22 protein-coding genes are annotated in these 22,031 nt (G+C 73.9%); 4 read left to right on the top strand and 18 right to left on the bottom strand.

Annotated features, from left to right (window positions below; all coding sequences use genetic code 11):
- Positions 1–372: 372 nt before the first annotated feature.
- The gene (locus AC5R91_RS15370; RefSeq protein WP_495397798.1) at positions 373–1,089 is read left to right on the top strand and encodes a dienelactone hydrolase family protein; all 717 of its coding nucleotides are present in this window, start codon (positions 373–375) and stop codon (positions 1,087–1,089) included.
- A 33-nt stretch (positions 1,090–1,122) separates the two neighbouring features.
- On the opposite strand, the gene AC5R91_RS15375 is transcribed toward AC5R91_RS15370, so the two are convergent.
- From AC5R91_RS15375 to AC5R91_RS15395, 5 genes are all read right to left on the bottom strand, one after another.
- The gene (locus tag AC5R91_RS15375) at positions 1,123–1,848 is read right to left on the bottom strand and encodes a demethylmenaquinone methyltransferase (protein WP_495397970.1); all 726 of its coding nucleotides are present in this window, start codon (positions 1,846–1,848) and stop codon (positions 1,123–1,125) included.
- 61 nt (positions 1,849–1,909) lie between these two features.
- Positions 1,910–3,106 (bottom strand): adenosine deaminase, encoded by a 1,197-nt coding sequence (gene add, locus AC5R91_RS15380; protein ID WP_495397799.1) that lies wholly within the window; start codon positions 3,104–3,106, stop codon positions 1,910–1,912.
- Between the two features lie 135 nt (positions 3,107–3,241).
- Positions 3,242–4,447, bottom strand: a complete 1,206-nt coding sequence (gene mqnC, locus AC5R91_RS15385) for a cyclic dehypoxanthinyl futalosine synthase (protein WP_495397800.1) — start codon at positions 4,445–4,447, stop codon at positions 3,242–3,244.
- An 84-nt stretch (positions 4,448–4,531) separates the two neighbouring features.
- Complete coding sequence (locus tag AC5R91_RS15390; RefSeq protein WP_495397801.1) at positions 4,532–4,948, bottom strand: hypothetical protein; 417 nt, start codon at positions 4,946–4,948, stop codon at positions 4,532–4,534.
- 61 nt (positions 4,949–5,009) lie between these two features.
- Positions 5,010–7,121 carry a protein kinase domain-containing protein gene (locus AC5R91_RS15395; RefSeq protein ID WP_495397802.1) on the bottom strand — a complete coding sequence of 704 codons (2,112 nt, stop codon included), beginning with the start codon at positions 7,119–7,121 and terminating at the stop codon, positions 5,010–5,012.
- Between the two features lie 550 nt (positions 7,122–7,671).
- On the opposite strand from AC5R91_RS15395, the gene AC5R91_RS15400 reads away from it, so the two are divergent.
- Both AC5R91_RS15400 and AC5R91_RS15405 read left to right on the top strand, forming a co-directional pair.
- Positions 7,672–8,637, top strand: a complete 966-nt coding sequence (locus AC5R91_RS15400; RefSeq protein WP_495397971.1) for an NAD(P)/FAD-dependent oxidoreductase — start codon at positions 7,672–7,674, stop codon at positions 8,635–8,637.
- A 47-nt stretch (positions 8,638–8,684) separates the two neighbouring features.
- The gene (locus AC5R91_RS15405; RefSeq protein WP_495397803.1) at positions 8,685–9,140 is read left to right on the top strand and encodes a sirohydrochlorin chelatase; all 456 of its coding nucleotides are present in this window, start codon (positions 8,685–8,687) and stop codon (positions 9,138–9,140) included.
- Between the two features lie 65 nt (positions 9,141–9,205).
- Here the strand turns inward: AC5R91_RS15405 and cobA are convergent, their stop codons facing one another.
- The 6 genes from cobA to AC5R91_RS15435 all read right to left on the bottom strand — a co-directional run bounded on the left by cobA (position 9,206) and on the right by AC5R91_RS15435 (position 14,723).
- Positions 9,206–10,822: a uroporphyrinogen-III C-methyltransferase gene (gene cobA, locus AC5R91_RS15410; RefSeq protein ID WP_495397804.1), complete on the bottom strand. Its 1,617-nt coding sequence runs from the start codon at positions 10,820–10,822 to the stop codon at positions 9,206–9,208.
- An 80-nt stretch (positions 10,823–10,902) separates the two neighbouring features.
- Entirely contained in the window at positions 10,903–11,574 is a 672-nt protein-coding gene (locus AC5R91_RS15415; RefSeq protein ID WP_495397805.1) for a phosphoadenylyl-sulfate reductase, read from the bottom strand.
- Positions 11,574–11,837, bottom strand: a complete 264-nt coding sequence (locus AC5R91_RS15420) for an Insertion element protein (protein WP_495397806.1) — start codon at positions 11,835–11,837, stop codon at positions 11,574–11,576. The genes AC5R91_RS15415 and AC5R91_RS15420 overlap by 1 nt, the downstream gene beginning before the upstream one ends.
- Positions 11,824–13,599 carry a nitrite/sulfite reductase gene (locus tag AC5R91_RS15425; RefSeq protein ID WP_495397807.1) on the bottom strand — a complete coding sequence of 592 codons (1,776 nt, stop codon included), beginning with the start codon at positions 13,597–13,599 and terminating at the stop codon, positions 11,824–11,826. Before AC5R91_RS15425 ends, AC5R91_RS15420 begins: the two co-directional genes overlap by 14 nt.
- Before the next feature lie 60 nt (positions 13,600–13,659).
- Complete coding sequence (locus AC5R91_RS15430; RefSeq protein WP_495397808.1) at positions 13,660–13,848, bottom strand: putative leader peptide; 189 nt, start codon at positions 13,846–13,848, stop codon at positions 13,660–13,662.
- Positions 13,849–14,054: 206 nt separating this feature from the next.
- On the bottom strand, positions 14,055–14,723 hold the full coding sequence (locus tag AC5R91_RS15435; protein WP_495397809.1) for a response regulator: 669 nt from the start codon (positions 14,721–14,723) through the stop codon (positions 14,055–14,057).
- A 499-nt stretch (positions 14,724–15,222) separates the two neighbouring features.
- Between AC5R91_RS15435 and AC5R91_RS15440 the strand changes: the two genes are divergently transcribed.
- Positions 15,223–16,380 carry a helix-turn-helix domain-containing protein gene (locus tag AC5R91_RS15440; RefSeq protein WP_495397810.1) on the top strand — a complete coding sequence of 386 codons (1,158 nt, stop codon included), beginning with the start codon at positions 15,223–15,225 and terminating at the stop codon, positions 16,378–16,380.
- A gap of 108 nt (positions 16,381–16,488) precedes the next feature.
- On the opposite strand, the gene AC5R91_RS15445 is transcribed toward AC5R91_RS15440, so the two are convergent.
- The 7 genes from AC5R91_RS15445 to mqnP all read right to left on the bottom strand — a co-directional run bounded on the left by AC5R91_RS15445 (position 16,489) and on the right by mqnP (position 21,909).
- Positions 16,489–17,349 (bottom strand): menaquinone biosynthetic enzyme MqnA/MqnD family protein, encoded by an 861-nt coding sequence (locus tag AC5R91_RS15445; RefSeq protein ID WP_495397811.1) that lies wholly within the window; start codon positions 17,347–17,349, stop codon positions 16,489–16,491.
- Positions 17,346–17,636 (bottom strand): hypothetical protein, encoded by a 291-nt coding sequence (locus tag AC5R91_RS15450; protein ID WP_495397812.1) that lies wholly within the window; start codon positions 17,634–17,636, stop codon positions 17,346–17,348. Before AC5R91_RS15450 ends, AC5R91_RS15445 begins: the two co-directional genes overlap by 4 nt.
- The gene (locus tag AC5R91_RS15455) at positions 17,636–18,109 is read right to left on the bottom strand and encodes a hypothetical protein (RefSeq protein WP_495397813.1); all 474 of its coding nucleotides are present in this window, start codon (positions 18,107–18,109) and stop codon (positions 17,636–17,638) included. Before AC5R91_RS15455 ends, AC5R91_RS15450 begins: the two co-directional genes overlap by 1 nt.
- A gap of 10 nt (positions 18,110–18,119) precedes the next feature.
- Positions 18,120–19,268 carry an aminofutalosine synthase MqnE gene (gene mqnE, locus AC5R91_RS15460; RefSeq protein ID WP_495397814.1) on the bottom strand — a complete coding sequence of 383 codons (1,149 nt, stop codon included), beginning with the start codon at positions 19,266–19,268 and terminating at the stop codon, positions 18,120–18,122.
- 123 nt (positions 19,269–19,391) lie between these two features.
- A complete protein-coding gene (locus AC5R91_RS15465; RefSeq protein ID WP_495397815.1) occupies positions 19,392–19,646 on the bottom strand; it encodes a hypothetical protein in 255 nt (84 codons plus the stop codon).
- A 435-nt stretch (positions 19,647–20,081) separates the two neighbouring features.
- The gene (locus AC5R91_RS15470; protein WP_495397972.1) at positions 20,082–20,867 is read right to left on the bottom strand and encodes a UbiX family flavin prenyltransferase; all 786 of its coding nucleotides are present in this window, start codon (positions 20,865–20,867) and stop codon (positions 20,082–20,084) included.
- 85 nt (positions 20,868–20,952) lie between these two features.
- The gene (gene mqnP, locus AC5R91_RS15475; RefSeq protein WP_495397816.1) at positions 20,953–21,909 is read right to left on the bottom strand and encodes a menaquinone biosynthesis prenyltransferase MqnP; all 957 of its coding nucleotides are present in this window, start codon (positions 21,907–21,909) and stop codon (positions 20,953–20,955) included.
- Between the last annotated feature and the right edge of the window lie 122 nt (positions 21,910–22,031).

Below are 22,031 nucleotides of genomic sequence, written 5' to 3' on the forward strand. Positions count from 1 at the left end.
GTCGTCGCGGTGCCACCTGGACCGCGTGGGGCACGTCCGGACCAGGCGGCACCGCCCGAACGGGCGATCTCGACCGGCCCAAGCGGGTGACGCCCGGCCGGAAGGGACCACCCTGACCTGGCGGCCACGACATTCTGTCCCGACCCGACCCGCCCACGTGTCCACCCGACCGCCCGCCGCATCGTCCACGCCGTGTCATCTAACCCCGAAGAGGCGCAAAGTAGGCCAAATCGCCCGGATCGCACGGCCACTGCCCGGACGGGCGGACCACCACCGGCGCGGTCCGGCCCGACGAGACACCCGTCACCGACACGACCCGGCAAACCCGCTACAACCCGGCCGACACGACCCAGTTCCGAATCGAGAGAGCCGATGACCGAAGAGACCGTCGTCCTCCCCACTGCCGACGGGCCTGCCCCGGCGACGCTCGCCGAACCCGACGGTCCCGTGCGCGGCGGCGTTGTCGTCCTGCACGAGGCGTTCGGCCTCACCGAGCACGTGCAGGGACTGTGCGCTCGCTTCGCCCGGGCCGGCTGGCGGGCGATCGCGCCCGACCTGTTCCACCGCGTCGGCTCGCCGGTCTTCGACTACGACGACATCGCCTCGGCGGTGAAGGTGGTCGAGGACCTGGACGGCACGGACCTGCTGGATGATGTCGACGCCGCCCTCGCCGTCCTCGCCGAGGAGGGAACGGCGTTGGACCGCTGCGCGGTCGTCGGCTTCTGCCTGGGCGGGAGCATCGCCTTCCAGGCCGCGGTGGCCCGCCCGTTCGGTGCGGCGGTCACGTTCTACGGCGGCGGGATCCGCACCCGACGTTTCGGCGAGCCGAGCCCGCTGGAGATCGCCGGGCGGCTGCAGGCACCGTGGCTCGGCCTGTACGGGGACCAGGACTCGAGCATCCCGGTTGAGGACGTCGAGGCGCTGCGGGCGGCTGCGACCGAGGCCCCCGTGCCCACCGAGATCATCCGCTATCCCGAGGCCGGGCACGGCTTCCATAACGACGCCCGCCCGGCGTCCCACCATCCGGCGTCCGCCCGCGACGGCTGGTCGCGCACCCTGACCTGGCTCGACTCGCACCTGCCCGGCTAATCCCCGGCGGGCGTGGTCAGTCGGGGGGCGTGGTCAGTCGGGGGCGTGGCCGCGGTGCAGGGCGACGACGCCGCCGGTGAGGTTGCGCCAGGTGATGCGGGACCAGCCGGCCTCGCGCAGCAGATCGGCGAGCTCGGCCTGGGCGGGCCAGGCCCGGATCGACTCGGCCAGGTAGACGTAGGAGTCCGGGCTGCTGCTGACCGCGCGGGCGACCCTCGGCAACGCCCGCATCAGGTACTCCAGGTAGACGGTCCGCCAGGGGCCCCACACCGGGCGGGAGAACTCGCAGACGACGAGCGAGCCGCCGGGCCGGGTGACCCGGCGCAGCTCGGTGAGGCAGCGCACGGTGTCGGCGACATTGCGCAGCCCGAACGAGATCGTCGTGCGGTCGAACACGGCGTCGGGGAATGGCAGGTGCAGCCCGTCCCCGGCGGTCAGCACCACCCGTCCCGCCGGGCTGGCAGGCGGCGGCTTCTCGGCGAGACGGCGCTGGCCGGCGCGCAGCATGCCCAGGGAGAAATCGCAGGCGACGACCTGAGCGCCGGCCTCGGCGAAGGCCCGCGAGGAGGTGGCCGTGCCGGCGGCGAGGTCGAGGACCCGCAGGCCGGGGCTCAGGTCGAGGAAGCTGGCGGTGGCGCGCCGCCAGGTCCGGTCGAGGCCGCCGGAGAGCACGGCGTTGGTCAGGTCGTAGCGCCCGGCCACACCGTCGAACATCGCCGCGACCTCCTGTGGCCGCTTGTCCAGCCCGGCCCTGCCCACCGCGACCCCCTCTGTCGTCGACCCCGATCCACGCCGCACCGATCCGAACCCGCCGCTGCGCTCAGCCACCGGTTGGTCCACCGACCGCTGGTCTCCCGACCGCAGATCCCCCGGCCAGCGGGCCGGCCGCAGCGCCTCCCCCACCCGTCGATGCACCGGCCGTCGATCCGCCGCTGCCGAGCAGCTCACCGTCGAACCGGGCGAGGGCCGCCGGGGCCACGGCGCGGGCCGCCTCCTCGGCTGCGTCCCAGTCGGTGGCCGCACCGAGGCGGCGCAGCCGGTCCCGGGTCGCCTCGTCGCACAGCGCCCCGGCGACGCCGGCCGCATACAGGTCACGGGCGCGGGCTCCGAGTCCAGCGGCGACGGCGTGCTCGGTGCCGAGGTCGGTGCCGAACATCGCCGGGTCGTCGGTGGCCAGTGAACAGGCCACGCCGGCCGCGCGCAACGTGGCGAGCGGATGGTCACCCAGGCGGACCACGGAGCGGGTGCGCAGGTTCGACACGGGGCAGACGTCCAGCACGATCCCCGCGTCGACCAGGCGGCTCATCAGCGCCGGATCCTCGACCGCGCGGATGCCGTGGCGGATTCGCCGGGCGCCGAGCGCGTCGAGCGCGCCCTGGATGGACGCCGGACCGTCCGTCTCCCCCGCGTGCGGCACCGCGGCGAGCCCGGCGTCCGCGGCCAGGGCGAACGCGGGCGCGAACGGCTCCGGCGGATGGCCGATCTCCGGGCCGCCGAGCCCGAGGCCGACGACGCCGCGCTCGGCGAAGCGCGCCGCCCAGCGGGCCACCTCGGTAGCCGCCTCGACGGGCAGCACCCGGTCGATGTCCGGGGTCAGGCGCACCTCGACGCCGAACCGCTCCCTGGCCTCGATCGCCCCGTCGGCGTAGCCGTTGAAGATCTCCTCGACCCGGACGCCGCGCTGCACGCGGAACCACGGCGAGAAGATGCCCTCCACATAGACGGCGCCGTGCGCGGCCGCCTCGGCGGCGTAGTCGACGACGACCTGGCGGAAGTCGGCCTCGGTCCGCATCACATGCGTCGTCATGACCCAGACCTGGATGAAGTGGTTGAAGTCGCGGAAGCGGTACAGCTCCGCGAGGCCCTCGACCGTCCGCGAAGGCAGCGCCTCCTCGTTACGCCGCGCCATTTCCAGCAGCGTCGCCGGCCGGACCGTCCCCTCCAGGTGGACATGCAGCTCGATCTTCGGCCCGGTAGCCGCCGGGACCACGGCCGGGGACCCGGCGGACTCGCTCATCGGGCCAATCTATGGCGTCCCGCCCGGCGGGTGCCTGGGTGCGGCCCCCGTGCCGGCGGCGGGCTCTGGGTCTCCTGGCCGTTCCAGAGGGCCTTGGCGCCCGATTCGTCCCCCTGGAAAGACAGGAAAGACGAGTCAGGTGGCCGAGACCAGCGGCAGGGCGGTGGAGGAGAAGTGGGAGGCGACCCGGTCGTCGGTCGGGTCCTGGGCCGGGTCGCGGTGGACGACGAGGTGGCGGTAGAGGGTGTCGCGTTGCGCGGGGATGCGGCCGGCCGTGCGGATCAGGCTGATCAGCTCGGAGCGGTTGGTCCGGTGGCGAGCGCCCGCCGAGGAGACGACGTTCTCCTCCAGCATCACCGAGCCGAGGTCGTCGGCGCCCATGTGCAGGGTGAGCTGGCCGACCTCCTTGCCGGTCGTCAGCCACGAGCCCTGCAGGTGGGCGATGTTGTCGAAGAACAGCCGGGCGACGGCGACGAGGCGCAGGTACTCCAGCGTCGTGGCCTGGGTCCGCCCGCCGAGGTGGTTGTTCTCCGGCTGATAGGTCCACGGAATGAACGAACGGAAGCCGCCGGTGCGGTCCTGCACGTCCCGGATCATCTTCATGTGCTCGATGCGCTCGGCGTTCGTCTCACCGGTGCCCATCATGAAGGTCGCGGTCGATTCCAGGCCGAGAGTGTGCGCGGTCTCCATCACCGACAGCCAGACGTGGCCGGGCTCCTTGAGCGGGGCGATGGCGTGCCGGGGGCGCTCGGTGAGGATCTCGGCGCCGGCGCCGGCGAAGCTGTCCAGGCCCGCGTCGCGCAGCCGGGTGATGACCTCCGGGAACGTCAGGCCGGAGGTGCGGGCGATGTGCACGACCTCGCTGGCACCCAGCGAGTGCAGGGCGAGCTGCGGGTAGGCCGCCTTGATCGCGCCGAACACCTGCTCGTACCACTCGATGCCGAAGTCGGGGTTGTGGCCGCCCTGGAGCATGATCTGGGTGGCACCAAGCTCCACGGCCTCGCCGCACTTGGTGACGAGATCGTCGACGTCGCGGACCCAGCCCTCGGCGTGCTTCGGCGCCCGGTAGAACGCGCAGAACCGGCAGGCCGTCACGCAGATGTTCGTGTAGTTGATGTTACGGTCGATGATGTAGGTGGCGATGCCGTCGGGATACCGGCGGCGGCGCACCGTGTCCGCCGCCGTGCCGAGCGCGTGCAGCGGTGCCCGGGTGTAGAGGAGCAGGGCCTCCTCGGGCGAGATGCGGCCGCCCCCGGCGGCCCGGTCCAGGACCGACCGGATCTCGCCGGCGCCGTCGCCCCGACCCACCGCAGACTCGCCGCCGGCATCCACAAGGCTCATGGCGCGATGGTACGACCTGGGTCCCGGTGCCGGACCAGTTCTCAGGCCGGCACCGGGACCGGTCGGGGTGAGACTGCCGGACGCTCAGTAGCCGGAACGACCACCGGTGTCGGCCGGACCGGTACCCGGGGGGACGTCCGCGTCGTAGCCGCTGGACGGCCGCTCGCCGTAGCCCCGCTCGGAACCAGAGCCGCCGGACCCGGACGGCCGCTCACCGTAGCCGGATCCGGGGCCGCCGGATGCTCGCTCACCGTAGCCCTGCTCCGCGCCGCCGCCCGGGTGGCTCGGGGTCGAGCCGGTGGTCGGGCCGCCGGCGGTCGGGGGGCTACCCGGGGCGTTGTGATGACCAGGGCCGTGGGTGCGGCTGGTGAACTTCTGCTGCACCTGCTTGATCTTCGCTCGGTTCTCGGGCTTGTTGGCCGCGGCCTTGGCCTTGTCGACCATTTCTCGCGTCTTCGGGCTGTGCAGGAATTCGTTGATCTTGCTTGAGATGCTCGCCATGAGGTCGGTGTACCTATCCGGCGGTGGTTTTACGCCTGCCGGTCAGCCGTTCCGCGCTCCGTCACCCCGGACCGCCCGAGGAACCGCCGAAGGTGTCCCTTGCCTGGTTCCACAGACTGTCCACCTGGTCGCCCACGCCGTTCCTGACCGAGGTGGCCACCTTGTCCCACAGCCGGCTGCGCTGCTCGTCGACCATGGACGCGATCTGGTCGGCCGCGGAGAGCAGGAGCAGGACGACCAGAACGAACAGGATCGTCCGCTTGAAGGGGATCCGCAGCCGGAACCGTCGGCGCGGGCGGCGCGGCGCCGGGGGGTCATGGGGTTCCGGCGCCCGGTCGCGGGGGCGCTCGGCGACCGGGCGCGGCGCCGGTTGCGGGCGCGCGGCATCGCCGCGGTCGGCCGCCCGTCGCCCCTCGGCGCGCCGCCCCTCGGGACGGGCCGGCGCATACGGCTGGGCCTGTGGATATGGCTGGGCCTGCGGGTACGGCTGGGCCTGCGGGTACGGCTGGGCCCGCTGGTTGGGCTGGGCCTGAGGGTAGGGCTGGACCGGCGGATTTGGCCGAGCCTGCGGATACGGCTGTGGCTGCTGCTGAGGCGGCGGGTACGGGCGGGCCGCCTGGCGAGGTGTCGCAGACGGGGGCGGTGCCGCCGGCGGGTAGGGCGACGGGGGCGAGCGACGGTCGTCCGCGGGCGGCGCCGGCTCGGCGCGGCGGTCGCGGGCGGCCGGTCCGGGCGCGGCGGCCGGGGCAGGTGGCTGCTCATCCTCGTACTGGACGAACCCCGCGCGCCGCCGTCGGCGGCCCGGCACCCCCTGACCGCCGGCAGCGCCACCGAAGCCGGCGTCGCCGAAGCCAGCGTCGCCAGCGCGGCCCGCCTCCTCGACGGTTCCGACGCGGGCGCGGGCGCGCGGGGCGCGGTCCTCGACGCCGAGACCGGCCAACGCCGGCGGCGGCACGGGCGGCCCGGCCGGCGGCGGCAGATCGGCCGGTTCGTCCCACCAGCGTTCCCCCGCCGACGGAGCGCCGCCATCCCACGAGCCGTGCTGCTCGCCGGCGCCGGCGTCGGCGACGCGGGTCCGCTCCGGCCTGGCGGCGTCGACGCGCCGGGCGCCGGGCGCCGCGGGGTCGACGTCCGGTCCGGTCGAGCCGTCGGCGGCCACCGAGTCGTCATAGCGCCTGGTCCGGAAGACGTCCGCGCCCGCTGCGGCACCCGCGGCCCCGGCCGCCCCGGCCCCAGCCGCGGCCGCGGCGGCGCTGCGGCCCCGCGGCCAGGTGCCGTCGAGGACGGCGGTGGCCGCGACCCGGGTGTCCCCGCCGGGCGGCGCCTCCTCCCCGAGCAGCGTCAGCAGCAGCCGTTCGGTCGACGGGCGGTCCCGCGGGTCACGGGCGAGCGCGGAGCGGACGACGGGTTGAAGCTGCGCCGGCACGTCCCGCAGGTCGGGCCGACCCGTCTGGATCTTCTCCGACATCTCCAGGTAGGTGCCCTGCCCGTAGGGGTGGGCACCGACGGCGGCGTAGGCGATGAGCAGGCCCCAGGCGAAGACGTCGACCGCCGGGCCGATCGTCGAACCCTCCATCTGCTCGGGGGCCATCCAACCGATCGAGCCGAGGACGAGGCCGGTCTGGGTCCGTCCCTGCGCCGCGTCGAGGGCCCGGGCGATCCCGAAGTCGATGACCCGGGGGCCGGAGAACGACAGCATGACGTTGCTCGGCTTGAGGTCACGGTGGACGATGCCGGCCTTGTGGATCGCGGTCAGCGCGCTGGCCACGCCGATCGCCACGCCCTGCAGGGTCGACATCGGCAGCGGCCCGGACCGGGTGACGACGTCATCGAGGCGGACGCCGTCGATGTACTCCGTGACCAGGTAGGGGCGGCGGGCGGCGGGGTCGGCGTCGAGGACCTGCGCGGTGCAGAACGGGGCGACCCGGCGCGCCGCGGCGACCTCGTCCCGGAACCGGTCGCGGAACTCGGGGTCGGCGGCCAGGTCCGAGCGGATCACCTTGATCGCGACGAGGGCTCCGGCGGTGTCGCGGGCGAGGTACACCGTGCCCATGCCGCCCGAACCGAGCCGACGCACGACCCGGTAGGCGCCGATGACGGTGGGGTCGTCCGGGTGCAGCGCCTCACCCCGGGTGCCGTCCGGCGCGTCCCGGCCCGTCGATCGATCCGCCACCGCTCTCCCGCCCGTGTCCGCTGTAGTCCCCACCGCCGCTCGGTGCGGCCCGGCGACTGCGGGTGCCTGCCATCTCACGCTAGCCCCCGCCGGACGCGGCGCGGGGAGCGCTGTCCGCCATCCGACGGCCGCGACGGGCCACCGTTCCGCCGGGAACGTCCTGGAATACTGCCTGAACAGCCGGCATGAGCGGCGACGAACCGTACAACGGAGAAACGATACAAGCGCAACGCCTCCTCCCGTTGACCGGGACCGGGGTCCGCCGGCGATCCGGGCGCATCGCCCGGCGCCGCCGACGCCCTGGCGGCGCGGTGCCGGCCGGTCAGGGACCGCCCACCAGCGGAGATGACGGCGTGCCGGCCGGATCTCCGGCAGGATGAGGCGAAGGAACGTCCAGTGGCACCGACCGGACACTCCAGTCCGACCGGTCGGGCCGCGGGCCGCGAGGTGCGGGGAGCTGCTCATGGTCACGCAGTCGGTCGAGGCGAACGGCGGCGCTGCCGTCCGCCCGGAGGCCGCCGCGGGCGGCGACGTCGACACCAGCGTGGACATGCTGATCGTCGGTGCCGGCCCCGCGGGGCTCTACGGCGCCTACTACGCGGGTTTCCGGGGCATGTCGGTCGCGCTGATGGACTCGTTGCCCGAGGCAGGCGGCCAGGTCACCGCGATGTACCCGGAGAAGGTGATCTACGACGTGGCCGGCTTCCCGGCCATCCGCGGTCGCGAGCTGGTCGACGCCCTCGTCACCCAGGCGGCCCAGTTCGACCCGACCTACCTGCTCGACCAGCAGGCCTCCGAGCTCGCCCACGAACCGGATGCGGTCGTGGTGACCAGCAGCCAGGGCCACCGGGTCCGCGCCAAGGTAGTCGTGATCACCGGCGGGCTCGGCACGTTCACCCCGCGGCCGCTGCCGACCGGGACCGGCCATCTCGGCCGCGGCCTGGTCTACTTCGTGCCGAAGCTGGACGCCTACGCCGACCAGGACGTCATCGTGGTGGGCGGCGGGGACAGCGCCTTCGACTGGGCGCTCGCCCTGGAGCCGATCGCCCGCTCGGTCACGCTGGTGCACCGCCGCGACCGGTTCCGCGCGCACGCGGCGACGATCGTGCGGGTCGAGGCGTCGAGCGTGGAGATCCTCACCTTCTCCGAGATCGCCGCCATCCACGGGGAGGAGCGGATCGACAAGGTCGAGGTGGTGCAGACGCGCACCGGGGACCGGCACGTCCGCCCGGCGCAGGCGGTGGTCGCCGCGCTCGGCTTCACCGCCGACCTCGGGCCGCTGACCCGCTGGGGGCTCACCATGTCCCGACGCCACATCGCGGTCGACTCGACGATGTCCACCGGCGTCGCCCGGGTCTTCGCCGCCGGGGACATCACCGAGTACCCCGGCAAGGTCCGCCTGATCGCCACCGGTTTCGGCGAGGTCGCGACCGCCGTCAACAACGCCGCGCCGGTCGTCGACCCCGCGGCGAAGGTGTTCCCGGGGCACAGCTCCGGCGACAGCACCGCCGCCTGACCGGACGACCGGCGGCCGCGGTCGGGCATCCGGCGCACACTGGTGTCATGCGCGGTCTTCTGGTTATCGGCCACGGTTCACGGCGGGACGAGGCGAACGCCACGGTCCGCGAGCTGGCCCGCCGCCTGGCGACCGAACCCCGCCAGGACGGCGACGGCTGCGCGGGTCGCCCGCCGCCCGCGCCGGCCGGGCCTCGGCCGTGGGGGGTCGTCGAGACGGCGTTCCTCGAGGTCAGCCGGCCCGACATCGGCGAGGGCTACGCCCTGCTCGCGGACGCGGGCTGCACCGAGATCGTCGTCTACCCGTTCTTCCTCTTCGGCGGCAACCACACCCGCCGCGACCTTCCCGCGGCGCTGGAGGAGGCGCGCGAACGGCACCCGACGACCCGCTGGATCCTCTCCGAGCCCCTCGGCCTGCACACCTGCGTCGTCGAGGCGGTGCGGGCGCGGCTCGACGACACCCTGCGCGACCTGGTCGCCGCAGCCGAACACCCCACCGGCTGATCAGCAGAACGTGACTACATGATGGGAAGGAGACCTCTGCGGCACCGCCCTGGGAGATGGATTCCCTAGGAGGCCGCGGCGGCGCGGCTGGCGGCGACGAAGTCGGCGACGGCGGCGGCCAGCGGGCGCACCCCCGGCTCGGCCGGCACGATGTCCACCCGGATCCCGGCGGCCTCGCAGGCCTGGGCGCTGCGCCGGCCCATGGCGGCGACGAGTAGGTCCGGGGGCAGCGGCCCGTACAGCTCGGCGGTGCTGCGGGCGGCCGTCGAGGAGGCGAACGCCGCGACGTCGAAGTCGCCGTGCCGCAGCTCGTCGGCGATCCGCGGATCGGGATCGGCGGTCACGTCGGTCAGCAGCGGCACCCGCCGCGGCTTCCATGGCCCGCCCTTCGGCAGGTCGGCCGCGCCGACGACGAGCACCTCCGTCCCCGGGGCCGGCCGGCGGCCCGCCACCCCCCGCCCGGCGCCCGCCACCCCCCGCCCGGTGCCCGCCACCCCAGCGCCCGCCGCCCCCCCGGCACCCGCCCCACGCGCGGCCCTGCCGGCATCGACCGGGCCCACGGCGAACCCGCCGACCGGGCCCGCGGCGAGCTCGTCGAGCGTGGTGGCGGCCAGGCCCAGCGCGTCGAGGGCGTCGGTGACGTCGGAGCGGGCGGCCACCAGGGTCAGCCCGGCCAGCGCGCGCACGTCGGTGCCCGCCCGGCGCAGCAGGGCGACCACCGCGGCGACCTCGTCCGGGTCGGCGAGGACGAGGCCCGCGGCCCCGGGCAGCGCCGCCAGCAACGCCGCACCGGCGTCGTCGAGCGGCGCGGGGCGGGCCACGACCGTCTCGACCGCGTCCGCGCCGAGCTGTCGCAGCCGGCGAGCCAGCAGGCCCGGGCGGGGCCGGGTGCGGGCGACCAGGACGCGCACGCCCGCGAGCGGCGCCGCACCGGCGACCGGGGCGTCGTTGCGGGCGGCGACCTCGCCGACCACGATCACCGCCGGTGAGCGCACACCCGCGGCGATCGCGTCGATGGCCAGAGCGTCGAGCGTGGTGCGCAGGACCCGTTGGGCGGGGGTGGCGCCCCGCTCGATCACCGCGGCCGGGGTGGCCTCCGGGCGGCCGCCGGCGAGCAGGGCGTCGGCGATGTCCATCAACCGCGCCACCCCCATGAGGATGACGATCGTCGCCCGGGAGGCGGCGAGCCCCGCCCAGTCGACGGTCGAGTCGGGGTGGCCGGGCGGCAGGTGACCGGAGACGACGGCGAGTTCCTGCGCCAGATCGCGGTGGGTGACCGGGATGCCGGCGAGCGCCGGTACGGCCAGCGCCGCGGTGATGCCGGGGACGACGGTGCAGGCCACGCCCGCCTCGGCGCATGCCTGGGCTTCCTCACCGCCGCGGCCCAGGACGTAGGGGTCGCCGCCCTTGAGCCGCACGACCCGGGCGCCGGCACGGGCCCGGTCGACGAGGACCGCGTTGATCTCCTCCTGGGCCCAGGAGCGGGCGGTCGGGCTCTTGCCGACATGGATGATCTCCGCGTCGGGCGGCACGGCGTCGAGCAGGACGGCCGCGGCGAGCCGGTCCACCACGACCACGTCGGCGGTCGCGAGCAGCTCGCGACCACGCACGGTCAACAGCCCGGGATCGCCCGGACCAGCCCCGACCAGCCAGACCTCACCCGCGAATCGCCCGTCCGTCACGGCGTGCACCGTACCTGTTCGTCCGCGTCCGGCGAGCGCTCACGCGGGCGGCGCCACAGCGCGGCCGGGTCAGCGGCCGGTCAGTGGATGCCGCACTCCGTCTTGTTCGTGCCGGCCCAGCGGCCCGCACGGCCGGCGCCCCGCCGGGTGCACGGCCAGCAGCCGACGGACTCGTAGCCGTCCGAGAGCAACGGGTTGACGATGACCTCGTGCTCGGCGACGTACCGGTCGACGTCCTCGTCGGTCCAGGCGGCCAACGGGTGGATCTTCGCCTTGCCCCGGCGCGCGTCCCAGTCGACGACCTTCAGGTTCGCCCGGCCGGTGGACTCGGCGCGCCGCGATCCGGCGGCCCAGGCGTGGTACGGCGCCAGTGCCCGGTCCAGCGGCACCACCTTGCGCATCCGGCAGCACAGGTCGGGGTCGGTCTGGTAGAGGTTCTGACCGTAGACGGCGTCCTGGCCGACGACGGTGAGCTGCGGGCGGACGCTGATCAGCGGCAGGTCGTAGGTCGCGGCCACCGCGTCGCGGGTGCCGACCGTCTCGGCGAAGTGGTAGCCGGTGTCGATGAAGACCACGGGCACGTCGGACCGGATCCGGGCGAGCATGTCGACCAGGATCGCCTCGGCCATGGACGCGGCGACCACCAGCTTCGTGCCGAACTCCTCGACCGCCCAGCCGAGGATCTCCTCGGCCGGCGCGCCTTCGAGCTCGTCCCCGGCCCGCAACGCCCGGGCTTGCACCGTGGCACCCATCAGCTCGTCTCCTCGTCGTCGCGCGCGGCGCCTCGCCGTGCCGTCTGGTCCCCCGTTGCGCCGGGCTTGCCCGCCGGCGTGGCAGCGACCGGGCCCGCGGCGACCGCGAGGGCCGTCAGGCTCAGCCGGAAGGCTCGCCGGCAGGACCGGCACGCCCAGTGCCCGTGCCCGGAACCGGCGCCGTCCGGCGCCAGTTCGGGGACGATGTCCTCCTCGCCGCAGTACGGGCAGTAGAAGGGCACCGCCCGATCACTGCCGGCCATCGGCCCCCCCGACCGCCGGCTCTGTGCCAGCGCCGGCGCCGGTGCCGGCACCAGCCGAGGAACCCACGGCGCCGACCGCGGCCAGCGACGCCTCGTCGGCCCGCTCCGCCCAGTCGGCGAAGCTCTCCCCGTCGGCACGCTCGCGCCGGTAGGTCTCCAGCAGGCCGACGACGTAGTCGAGCAGCCCGTCCGCGGTGACCTTGAGGCCGCGCGACTTGCGGCCCAGCCGCGACCGGGTGCCCAGGTGGCCGCCGAGGTGGACCTGGAAGCCCTCGACCATCTCGCCGGCGTCGTCGGGGACCAGCGAACCCTTCAGCCCGATGTCGGCGACCTGGAAGCGGGCGCAGGCGTTCGGGCAGCCGTTGACGTTGATCCCGATCGGCTCGTCGAAGTCGGGCAGGCGGCGCTCCAGCTCCTCGATGAGGTCGCGGGCGTTGCCCTTGGTCTCGACGATGGCCAGCTTGCAGAACTCGATCCCGGTGCAGGCCATCGTGCCGCGGCGGAACACGCTCGGCCGGACGACCAGATCCAGCGCCGCGAGCTCGGCCTCCAGCGGCGCCACGGCCTCGTCGGCCACGTCGAGGATGACCAGCTTCTGGGTCGTCGTCGCGCGGATGCGGCCTTGTCCGAACCGGTCCGCGAGATCCGCCACAGCGCGCAGGATCGTCCCGGACACCCGGCCCGCACGCGGGGCGAAGCCCACCGCGTTGCGCCCGTCGCGCTGGCGGTGCACGCCGATGTGGTCGCGGCCCTCGTTGCGCGGCGGCGCCGGCGGCGGCCCGTCCGGCAGCGCGGCCGTCAGGTACTCCTTCTCCAGGGTGGTACGCACCCATTCGGCGCCCATGTCCGCGACGAGGAACTTCAGCCGGGCGCGGGTGCGCAGGCGGCGGTAGCCGTAGTCGCGGAACAGCGAGGCGACGCCGTGCCAGACCTCGGCGACCCGCGCCGGCGGCACGAACGCCCCCAGCCGCACGCCGAGCTTCGGGTTCGTCGACAGGCCGCCGCCGACCCACAGGTCGTAGCCCGCGCCGAGCTCCGGATGAACGACGCCGACGAACGCGATGTCGTTGATCTCGTGCAGCGTGCAGTGGTCCGCGCAGCCGGAGATCGCGCTTTTGAACTTGCGGGGCAGGTTCGCCAGCGTCGGGTCGCCGACGAAGCGCTCGACCACCTCGTCGATGGCGGCCGACCCGTCGATGACCTCGTCGCCGTCGACGCCCGCCAGCGGGCAGCCGAGGATGACCCGCGGAGTGTCGCCGCACGCCTCGGCGGTTGTCATCCCGGCGCCCTCGAGGGCGCCCCAGATGGCGGGCACGTCCTCGATGCGGATCCAGTGGAGCTGGATGTTCTGCCGGTCGGTGACGTCGGCGACGTCCCGGCCGTACCGGGTGGAGATGTCCGCGATGACCCGAAGTTGGTCGGCCGTCATCCGCCCGCCGTCGAGCCGGATCCGCTGCATGAAGTAGGAGTCGTCGAGCTCCTCCGGTTCGAGGACCGCCGTGCGGCCGCCCTCGATTCCCGGCCGACGCTGCGTGTACAGGCCCCACCAGCGGAACCGGCCACGCAGATCCTGGGGGTCGATTCCGTCGAAGCCGGTGTGCGGGTAGAGGTTGAGGATGCGGTCGCGCACCTCCAGCCCGCCTTGGTCCTTCTTCATGCGCTCGTTGGCGTTGAGCGGCTCGGAGTAGCCCAACGCCCACTGGCCCGCTCCCTTGGGACGGGACGGGCGCGCGGAACGGGCAGGACGGGCAGGAGAAGTCATGAGATCTCTCGATGCGCGGGGAAACGCGACACCGGCAGACCGGCGCCGCGAACGGGAACGTCAGCGGGAGCGGCGACAGCCGGCGCTGGAGACCCGCAGCAGGTCGACGTGCAGGCGCGCGACGAGCATCGGCTCGATCACGAGGCACGCGGCCGCGGGGGACGACGCGAACCCGCGCCGGGGCGAGACGCGGACCAGATCCGTCGCTCGCTCAGCCGGCGCCCCGAGGGTGAGGGCACGCGTAATCACGACCCCATGTTTCCACAGAAGTGACGCCGATGGGCGCGTTGTGGGTCCCAGGACCACACCACCGGCGAGTATCACCCCGCGAACCGGGCCAAATCGGGCAGGTACCGGTGAACTTCCCCGACCCTCCGACACCGCCGCCACAACTCTACCGCACCGGTGGGGAAAATGAACAACGCGATCGACGCCGGAGATCGGTGATCCGAGGCTCAGCCGGTGCGCCGGGCGGCGCAGAGGCGGCGGAGCTGGTCGACCAGCGGGCCGGTGGCCAGGCCCTTTTCCAGCAGGGCGTCCGCGCCCAGGGCAAGCACCCGATCGAGCAGCGCGTCCTCGGAGAAGCCGGTGAAGATGACCACGGTGGCGTGCGGCGCGACCCGCCGGATCCGCGGCAGCGCGCCGAGGCCGTCGAGCACGGGCATCGCGAGATCGAGCAGTACAAGGTCCGGCGCCGTGCGAACGACCTCGTCGATGGCCTCCGCCCCGTTGGCGGCGGCGCCGACGACCACGAAGTCGGGTTCGGCGCCCAGCAGCAGGCAGAGCAGCTCGCGCACGCCGTCCGCGTCGTCCACCACGACCACTCGGCGCGGGGCGACGGCAGGCGGCGGCTCGGCCGCGCCCGGGCCCGCGCCGTCACCGGCGGCCGGGTCCCCGGGCCGCCCGCCATCCGGGATCGCGGCCCATGCGACCGGGCGGCCGGTCTGCGCACCCGGGCCGCGGCCAGCTTCCCGGCCTGACTCGGGGCTGCGGGCCGTCCCGGCGGAGCCCCGAGCCGGGGCGACAACGTCGTCCCGGCCGGGCCCGACGGTGTCGGCGTCCACCGAACGGCCGGTATCCACCATTCTTTTGTACGCGCCCCACCCGACCCCGCGCATCGTCATTCAGGATGGTTTCCGAGGATGACCCATGTCGGTCATCCCGGCGATACCCACAGACCGTGGCGAAGTGCCGCACGCCCGGCGTGACAGTGATAGCCCGCGTTGCGGGAATAGGCCGCCGGAGACGATCTCTCGATGATTCCGCGGCTTTCCGCCCGGACTTCCTCAGCAACACTCCCGTTTCCCAACAAGAGCCCAAGAATACAGGCATAATGTCTCGACGGGTCCGCCACGCCCGTCCGACCCTCCAAACGGATTGGATCCGATCACGTACCTGGAGCGACACCGCCCGACAGAACATCCCAACTTATGACGGAGAGTAATCATCGCAAGCGTTCGCGTATGGGACTTTTGGCCTCTAGTCTACTAGGGTGCGCCATGGAGTAGCCTGATCACTACCGGTGAATTCCTGCCGGCTCTCGGGGGGGCACGAGAGGCGGCGCACGACGACTGGCCTCCCTCGGTGGGAGGCGACCTCTGCCACGCGGAAGGACGTCAACAGATGCGGCAACGGAGCCGAGGCCGGCAGGGCACGGCGACCGCTGAAGACCTGCTCCCCGTGGAGGTCCGGCGGCGGCGCTGTGAACGCGTTCTCTCTCGGGACGATCTCGCCCGACGCACCGGCTACAGCCGCCAGTACATCTCCCAGTTGGAGCAGCCCAGTCGTGGGATTCCCTCGCGGCCCGTGATCGCGGCCGTCGACGCGGCGCTGGAGGCCGGTGGCGCCCTGGTCGACCTGCGCGAGGCGGCCGTGGCCGCGCGGGCCGAGCGCCTGCGTCGCCGGCCCGACCCGGAGCGGGAGTCCCGCCGCCGGGTGTCGGACCTGCTCGACCACCGCCGGTCGGACCGTGAACTCGACTACCTCGATCGGCTGGTCGCCGACCTCATCGCCAAGGCCGACCGGCTCGACCCGCAGGACGTCACCGCCCGGGTACTCGACCAGCAGAGCGTGGTCGACAACCTGCTGCGCACCCCGCTGCTGCCGCATCAGCAGTTCCGGCTGTTCATGCTCGCCGGCCACCTGGCCGGCCTGCTCGCCATCTCGCTGCTCGACGTCGACGAGCTCGCGGACGCGAGCACCTGCTGCCTGGAGGCAGCGGTGTTCACCGAGCTCACCGGGCACGAGGGGCTGCGGGCCTGGACCCTCGCCGTCAACGGGCTCATCGATGCCGCCGCCCGGCGGGAGTGCGCCGCCGACGCCGGCCAGGCGCCGGACGCCGCCGCGCCGGATGCGACTGTCGACGGCCGGGTCGATGACGGCGGGCTCGGCGGGTCGACCGTCATCCCGCTGCACGGGCGGCCGGGGGCTGCCGGTCGCACCCCGGCGATGCCCACTCCCCCGCCGAACGCCACCCCGCCGGCCAGGTTGGATCCCGTGGAGGGGCCGGCGTCGCCGGTCGGGTCGGGCGCGTCGGCGGAGGCGTTCACGCCGGCCGGCCCCGGCGCGCAATCGGAGGGTTCGGCCGCCTTCGAACCCGTCCTGCCCGGTGGAGACGGCGGCGAATCACTCGACGAGATGCTGATCGCGCCCGGCGGGCGGGCCACGCCGCCCCGGCTGATCGCGCTGGTCAAGGGGCGCATCGCCCGCTTCGCGACCGCGAACACCCACCGGGCCGTCCCACCGTCCGGCATCTCCCACGCGTTCCGCCCGCCGGTCTGACCCCGCCCGCCGGTCTGACCCCGCCCGCCGGTCTGACCCCGGGCGCCGAGCTGGCCCCCGCCCCGGTCCGGCGCCGTCCGATCAGGCAACGACAGATCAGGCGACGGATCAGACCTCGGCGAAGGTCATCGCCCGCAGCGAGGGGACGTCGCCGCGGCGCGCGGCCTTGTCCGCGAAGGCGCGGATGCCCGCCTGCTGCCGTTCACCCAGCCGGAAGTCGAGGGTGGTGAAGTAGCGGGCCAGCGTCGCCGGGTCGAACACCTCGAAGCGGGCCGCCCGCGCCGCCACCTGGTCGACATCGCGCAGCGCGAGGTCCAGCCCGGAACGAAACGCGTCGTGGACCTCCTTCACCGTCCCGGGATGCCGCTGCGCGAACGACCTCCGGGCCGCCCACACCGCGAAGACCATCGGCAGCCCGCTCCACTCCCGCCAGGCCGCGCCCAGGTCGATCAGGCCCAGGGGATGGCCCTCGCCGCCGCGTTCGGCATCGTAGGTCGCGCGCAGCGCCACGTCTCCGATGATCACCGCCGCGTCGGCCTCCCGCAGCATCGACGGCAGGTCGGGCGGCATCGTGACGTACGTCGGGCGCAGGCCGTGGCGTTCCTCCAGCAGCATCCGGGCCAGCAGCACGCTGGTCCGCGACGTCGAGCCGAGCGCGACGGTGCGGACCTCGGCAAGCGGCACCGCCGTGCTCAGCACGACGGACAGCACCGGCCCGTCGGAGCCGACCGCGAGATCGGGCAGGACGACGAGATCCTCGGCGTGCCGGAGGTACTCGACCAGGCTGATCGGGCCGATGTCCAGATCGCCCGCCACGAGGGCCTCGTTGAGGCGATCGGGGGCGTCCTTGGTCAGCTCGATGTCGAGCAACGCACCCGAGTGGACCAGCCCCCAGTAAAGCGGAAGGCAGTTCAGGAACTGGATGTGCCCGACCCGCGGCCGGGCTTCGGCGCCCGCCGGGCCGGTCAACGCCGGCCGCCGTGACGGTTCTCCATCACGGCGAGGACCGCCCGGCGCTGCCGCAGCGCCAGCGGATAGCTCATCAGCCCACTGACGGCCAATGCCAGCACGAACGCGAGAAACCCGCCCGCCCCGAGCAGCAGGACGACGGCGAGCACCACCCCGAAGAGCACCGCGCGGAGAGCGAAGTAGCGCAGGTTGATGCCGAGCAGGCCGCGATCCTTCGCGGCCGGGGCCCCCGGCGCCGCGGCCGGGGCCCGCCTCGGGCGCACGATGGGGCGCTTGCGCAGTTCCATCAGGACCTCCGCTTCTTCGTCGGCACCCAGCCGAGCCTGCGCAGCACGGTCGGGAAGAATCCCAGCCCGAGGAAGACGACGAGCAGGCCGAGCAGGCTGGCACCGCCGATCGGCAGACCGGCCCAGTCGAGCAGCACGTAGACCGCCACGCCCGGGACCAGGATCACCAGGAAGGCGAGCACGAAGATCGAACCGATGCCCGGCGCGCCGGGCGGCCGGACCCGCGGGAGGGGGCTGGACCCGGCATTCGCGGACCCGGCATTCGCGGACCCGGCATTCGCGGACATCGCGGCGTCCGGGGACATCGCGTTTACGGACATCGCGTTTACGGACATCGCGTTTACGGACGTGGCGTTCGCGGCCGGAGCGTTCGCGGCCGGAGCGTTCGCGGCCGGAGCGTTCGCGGCCGGAGCGCCCGTGGGCGCGGGCTGGCCCGCCGCGCGGGCCGGCGTCGGGTCGTCCTTGCTGGCCATCGAATCCGCCTCAGGCGTCGATCGAGGTGGGGATCTCGCGGCGGGCCGGATCGGGACCGTCGTAGGCGCGGATCTCCCGGTAGCGGGTGTCCCGCTCGACCGGCCGGAAGCCGGCGTCCCGGATGATCGCCAGCAGGTCCTCGCGCGTCATCGTGTTCGGGGTACCGAAGCGGTCCGCGTCATGGGTGATCTTGTACTCGACGACCGAACCGTCCAGGTCGTCGGCGCCGAAGTTCAGCGCGAGCTGCGCCGTGGTCAGCCCGTGCATCACCCAGAAGCACTTGACGTGGTCGACGTTGTCGAACAGCAGCCGGGAGACGGCGAAAGTCTTCAGCGCCTCCGCACCGGTCGCCATCGGCTGGTTCATCAGCCGGTTGCGCGGGTCGCCGGAGGCGTCGTGCTGGAAGCGCAGCGGGATGAACACCGCGAAGCCGCCCGTCTCGTCCTGCAGCTCACGCAGCCGCAGCACGTGATCCACCCGGTGCCGCGGCTCCTCGATGTGCCCATAGAGCATCGTGCACGGCGTGCGCAGACCCTTGGCATGGGCGAGGCGGTGGATGCGCGACCAGTCCTCCCAGTGGGTGTCGTGGCCGACGATGTTCTGCCGGACCTCCCAGTCGAAGATCTCCGCGCCACCGCCGGTCAGCGACTCCAGACCCGCGTCGATGAGCTCGTCGAGGATCTCGTCGGCGGACAGGCCGCTGATCTTCTCGAACCAGTGGATCTCGGTGGCGGTGAACGCCTTGAGCGCGACGCCGGGCAGCGCCTTGCGCAGCTCCCGCAGCGAGCGAGGGTAGTAGCGCCACGGCAGCGTCGGGTGCAGGCCGTTGACGATGTGCAGCTCGGTGATGCCGGCCGGCTCCATCTCCTTCGCGAGCCGGACGGCCTCCTCGATGCGCATCGTGTAGGCGTCGGCCTCGCCGGGCTTGCGCTGGAACGAGCAGTAGGCGCAGGACGCCGAGCAGACGTTGGTCAGATTGAGGTGCCGGTTGACGTTGAAGAACGTCCGGTCACCGTTCTTCCTGGTCCGGACCTCGTGGGCGAGGCCACCGAGCCAGGCGAGATCGTCACTGGCGTACAGCGCCTCCCCGTCGGCGCGGCTCAGCCGCTCGCCGGCGGAAACCTTGGCCTCGATCTCCCGTTTGAGCCCAGCATCCATGACGTCCAGACTAGCCCGCGACGCCGTCAGACCCACCCGAGCCGGCCGAGCTGACCCGTCACAACCACGACAGCCGACCGGGCCGACCCGTCACGACCGGCCGGCGGCCTGGGCGGGGTCCGCTCACGCGCCCTTGCCCTTGCCGGCGCCCGGTGGCGGTGGGCCGCCCCCGCCCTTGGCCTCGGCGGCCCGCTGTGCTGCCCGACGCTGCATGCGCCCCAGCGGCCAGGTCAGCAGGCCGGCGACCGCGAACCCGATCAGTACCGCGAGCAGCAGATTCACCCCGACCACCGCGAGCACGACCGTAATCACCACGAGGGCGGCCAGCCGGATCAGGAAGTACGGCAACTGCACCCGCAGGTCGACGTCCTGCTGCACCGGCCGCTCCCGGCGGGCTGGCCGGCCCGCCTCGTCGGACCGGCCAGCGCCGGCCGACCGGCCCTCGCCCGACGAACGGCCACGGCCCGACGAACGGGCACCGCCCGACGGCTGGTTGCCGCCTGCCACCGGGTTGCCACGGGTCGCCGGTTTGCCACCGGTCGCCGGTTTGCCACCGGTGGCCGGGTCGGGCCGGCCCGTCGCGGCCGCCTTCGATCGGCCGGAACCGCGTCCCCGGCCCTTGGCCGCGCCGCGCCCACCCGTCGCCATGTCGTCCCCGATTCGCCGAGCTCGTCGCCCCGCGTGGGGCCGTTGACCGGACGCCCCATCAGGAGCCGTCCCCGACCACTCTGCCCGCCCCGGCAGGGTCTCGGCCAGGGGTAACCGCATCCCGCCCGTTCCGGCAGCGGGACGGGTGCGGATCGCGACAGACGCTCAGCCGGGCGGGCGGCGGGCGCCGCCGAGTTCCCCGGTCCAGCGCCGGAACAGGGTGTGGGGTACGCCGGCGGCGTCGAGCACCCGGCCGGCGACGAAGTCGACGAGGTCGGCGGCGGTGCGCGCCCCGGCGTAGAAGCCGGGGCTGGCCGCCGCCACCACCGCGCCGGCGTCGTGCAGGGCGACCATGTGGCGCAGCGTCGCCGCGGTGTACGGCATCTCCCGGGGGACGACGACGAGCCGGCGCCCCTCCTTGAGCGTCACGTCCGCCGAGCGCTGCAACAGGTCCTTCGACAGGCCCAGGGCGATCCCGGCCAGACACGCGGTGCTCGCCGGGACGACGATCATCCCGCGGGTCGGGTAGGAACCGCTGCTCGTCGGCGCCGCGAGGTTGCCGGCGGCGTGCACCGCTACGAGCGCGGCCACCGCGTCGGCCAGCGCGGAGGGCGCACTCCCGGCGCCGTCCACGGCCTCCACGCCGTCCGCACCGTCCCTGGCGTCCGTGGCGCCGTCTTCGACGACGGCCGCGGCACTGTCCTGGACGACGTCCGCGGATCCGCTTCTGACGCTGGTGCGCCGGGCGTCGCCGCTGTCGAGGGGCGCGGACAGCCAGGCGGCCAGCGGTCGGGGCCAAGCGGCGTCGTGCCAGGCGATGCCGGTCTCGTCGAGCAGGGTCAGCCGGGCGGCCCGGGAGAGCACCAGGTCGACGGGCAGCCCGGCGGCGAGCAGGCCGCGCAGGACGGCGGCCGCGTACGGGGTCCCGCTGGCCCCGCTCACGCCGACCACCCAGGGAACCCGCCCACCCACCGGGGTGGCGGGGTCGCGGTGCTCGCGGTCGGTGGTGGTCACGGCAGTCGGGGGCGCGGCCGGCTCAGGCGGACAGGCCGCGGCTGATCAGGTCGGCGACGGCGAAGACGAACAGGGCGATGCCGACGAAGCCGTTCGCGGTGAGGAAGGCGCGGTTGACCCGGGACAGGTCCTTCGGCGAGACGATCGCGTGCTCGTAGCTGAACGCCGCCGCCGTGACCGCGAGGCCGGCCCACCACCAGGCGCCGTTGTTCTCCATCAGCCCGTAGGTGACGAACAGCGCGAAGGTGACGACGTGGGTGACCGTGGAGCCGATCAGCGCGCCGCGGACCCCGAAGCGCGCCGGCACGGACCGCACGCCGATGCGGCGGTCGACCTCGGCGTCCTGGCAGGCGTAGATGAGGTCGAAGCCGCCGATCCAGGCACCCACCGCGAGGCCGAGCACGACCGCCGCCCACGACCAGTGGTTGGTGACCGCGATCCAGGCCCCGATGGGCGCGACGGCCTGCGCGATGCCGAGCACGGCGTGCGGGAAGTCGGTGAAGCGCTTCGCGTACGGGTAGATCACCAGGGGCGCCACCGCGATCGGGGCGAGCGCGAGGCACAGCCAGGACAGCGTGGCGGCGGCGGCGAGGAACACACCGAGGGCGACGACGGAGCCGACCACCGCGACGCGCACCGACACGGCGCCGGTGACGAGCTCGCGACCCGCGGTGCGCGGGTTACGGGCGTCGATGGCGCGGTCGATGATCCGGTTCGCGGCCATCGCGAAGGTCCGCGCGGCGACCATGGCGACCGTGACGAGCCCGAGCGCGGCCCAGTGCACCGACCCGGACGCGGTGAACGACGCCGCCAGGGCGGCGATGTAGGCGAACGGCAGCGCGAAGACGGAGTGCTCGATGGCGACGAGCCGCAGGAACGCGCGTACGTGCCCGATCGCTTGCTCCTGGCCACCGCCGGCGCCTCCCCCGGGCCTGGCGGTGCCACCCGACGCGCCCGGCAGGAACGCCGCGTCACTCATCGCGTCCTCCCGGCTCGGGTCGCGGGGTCGGACTTTCCTGCCCTTCGGGGGCCCCGGTGTCCGATTCGTCCCTACCGAAAGACAGGGAAATGGGGAGAGGCAAGGATGACGGAGTGAAGGTG

Source organism: Frankia sp. BMG5.60 (assembly GCF_059428125.1).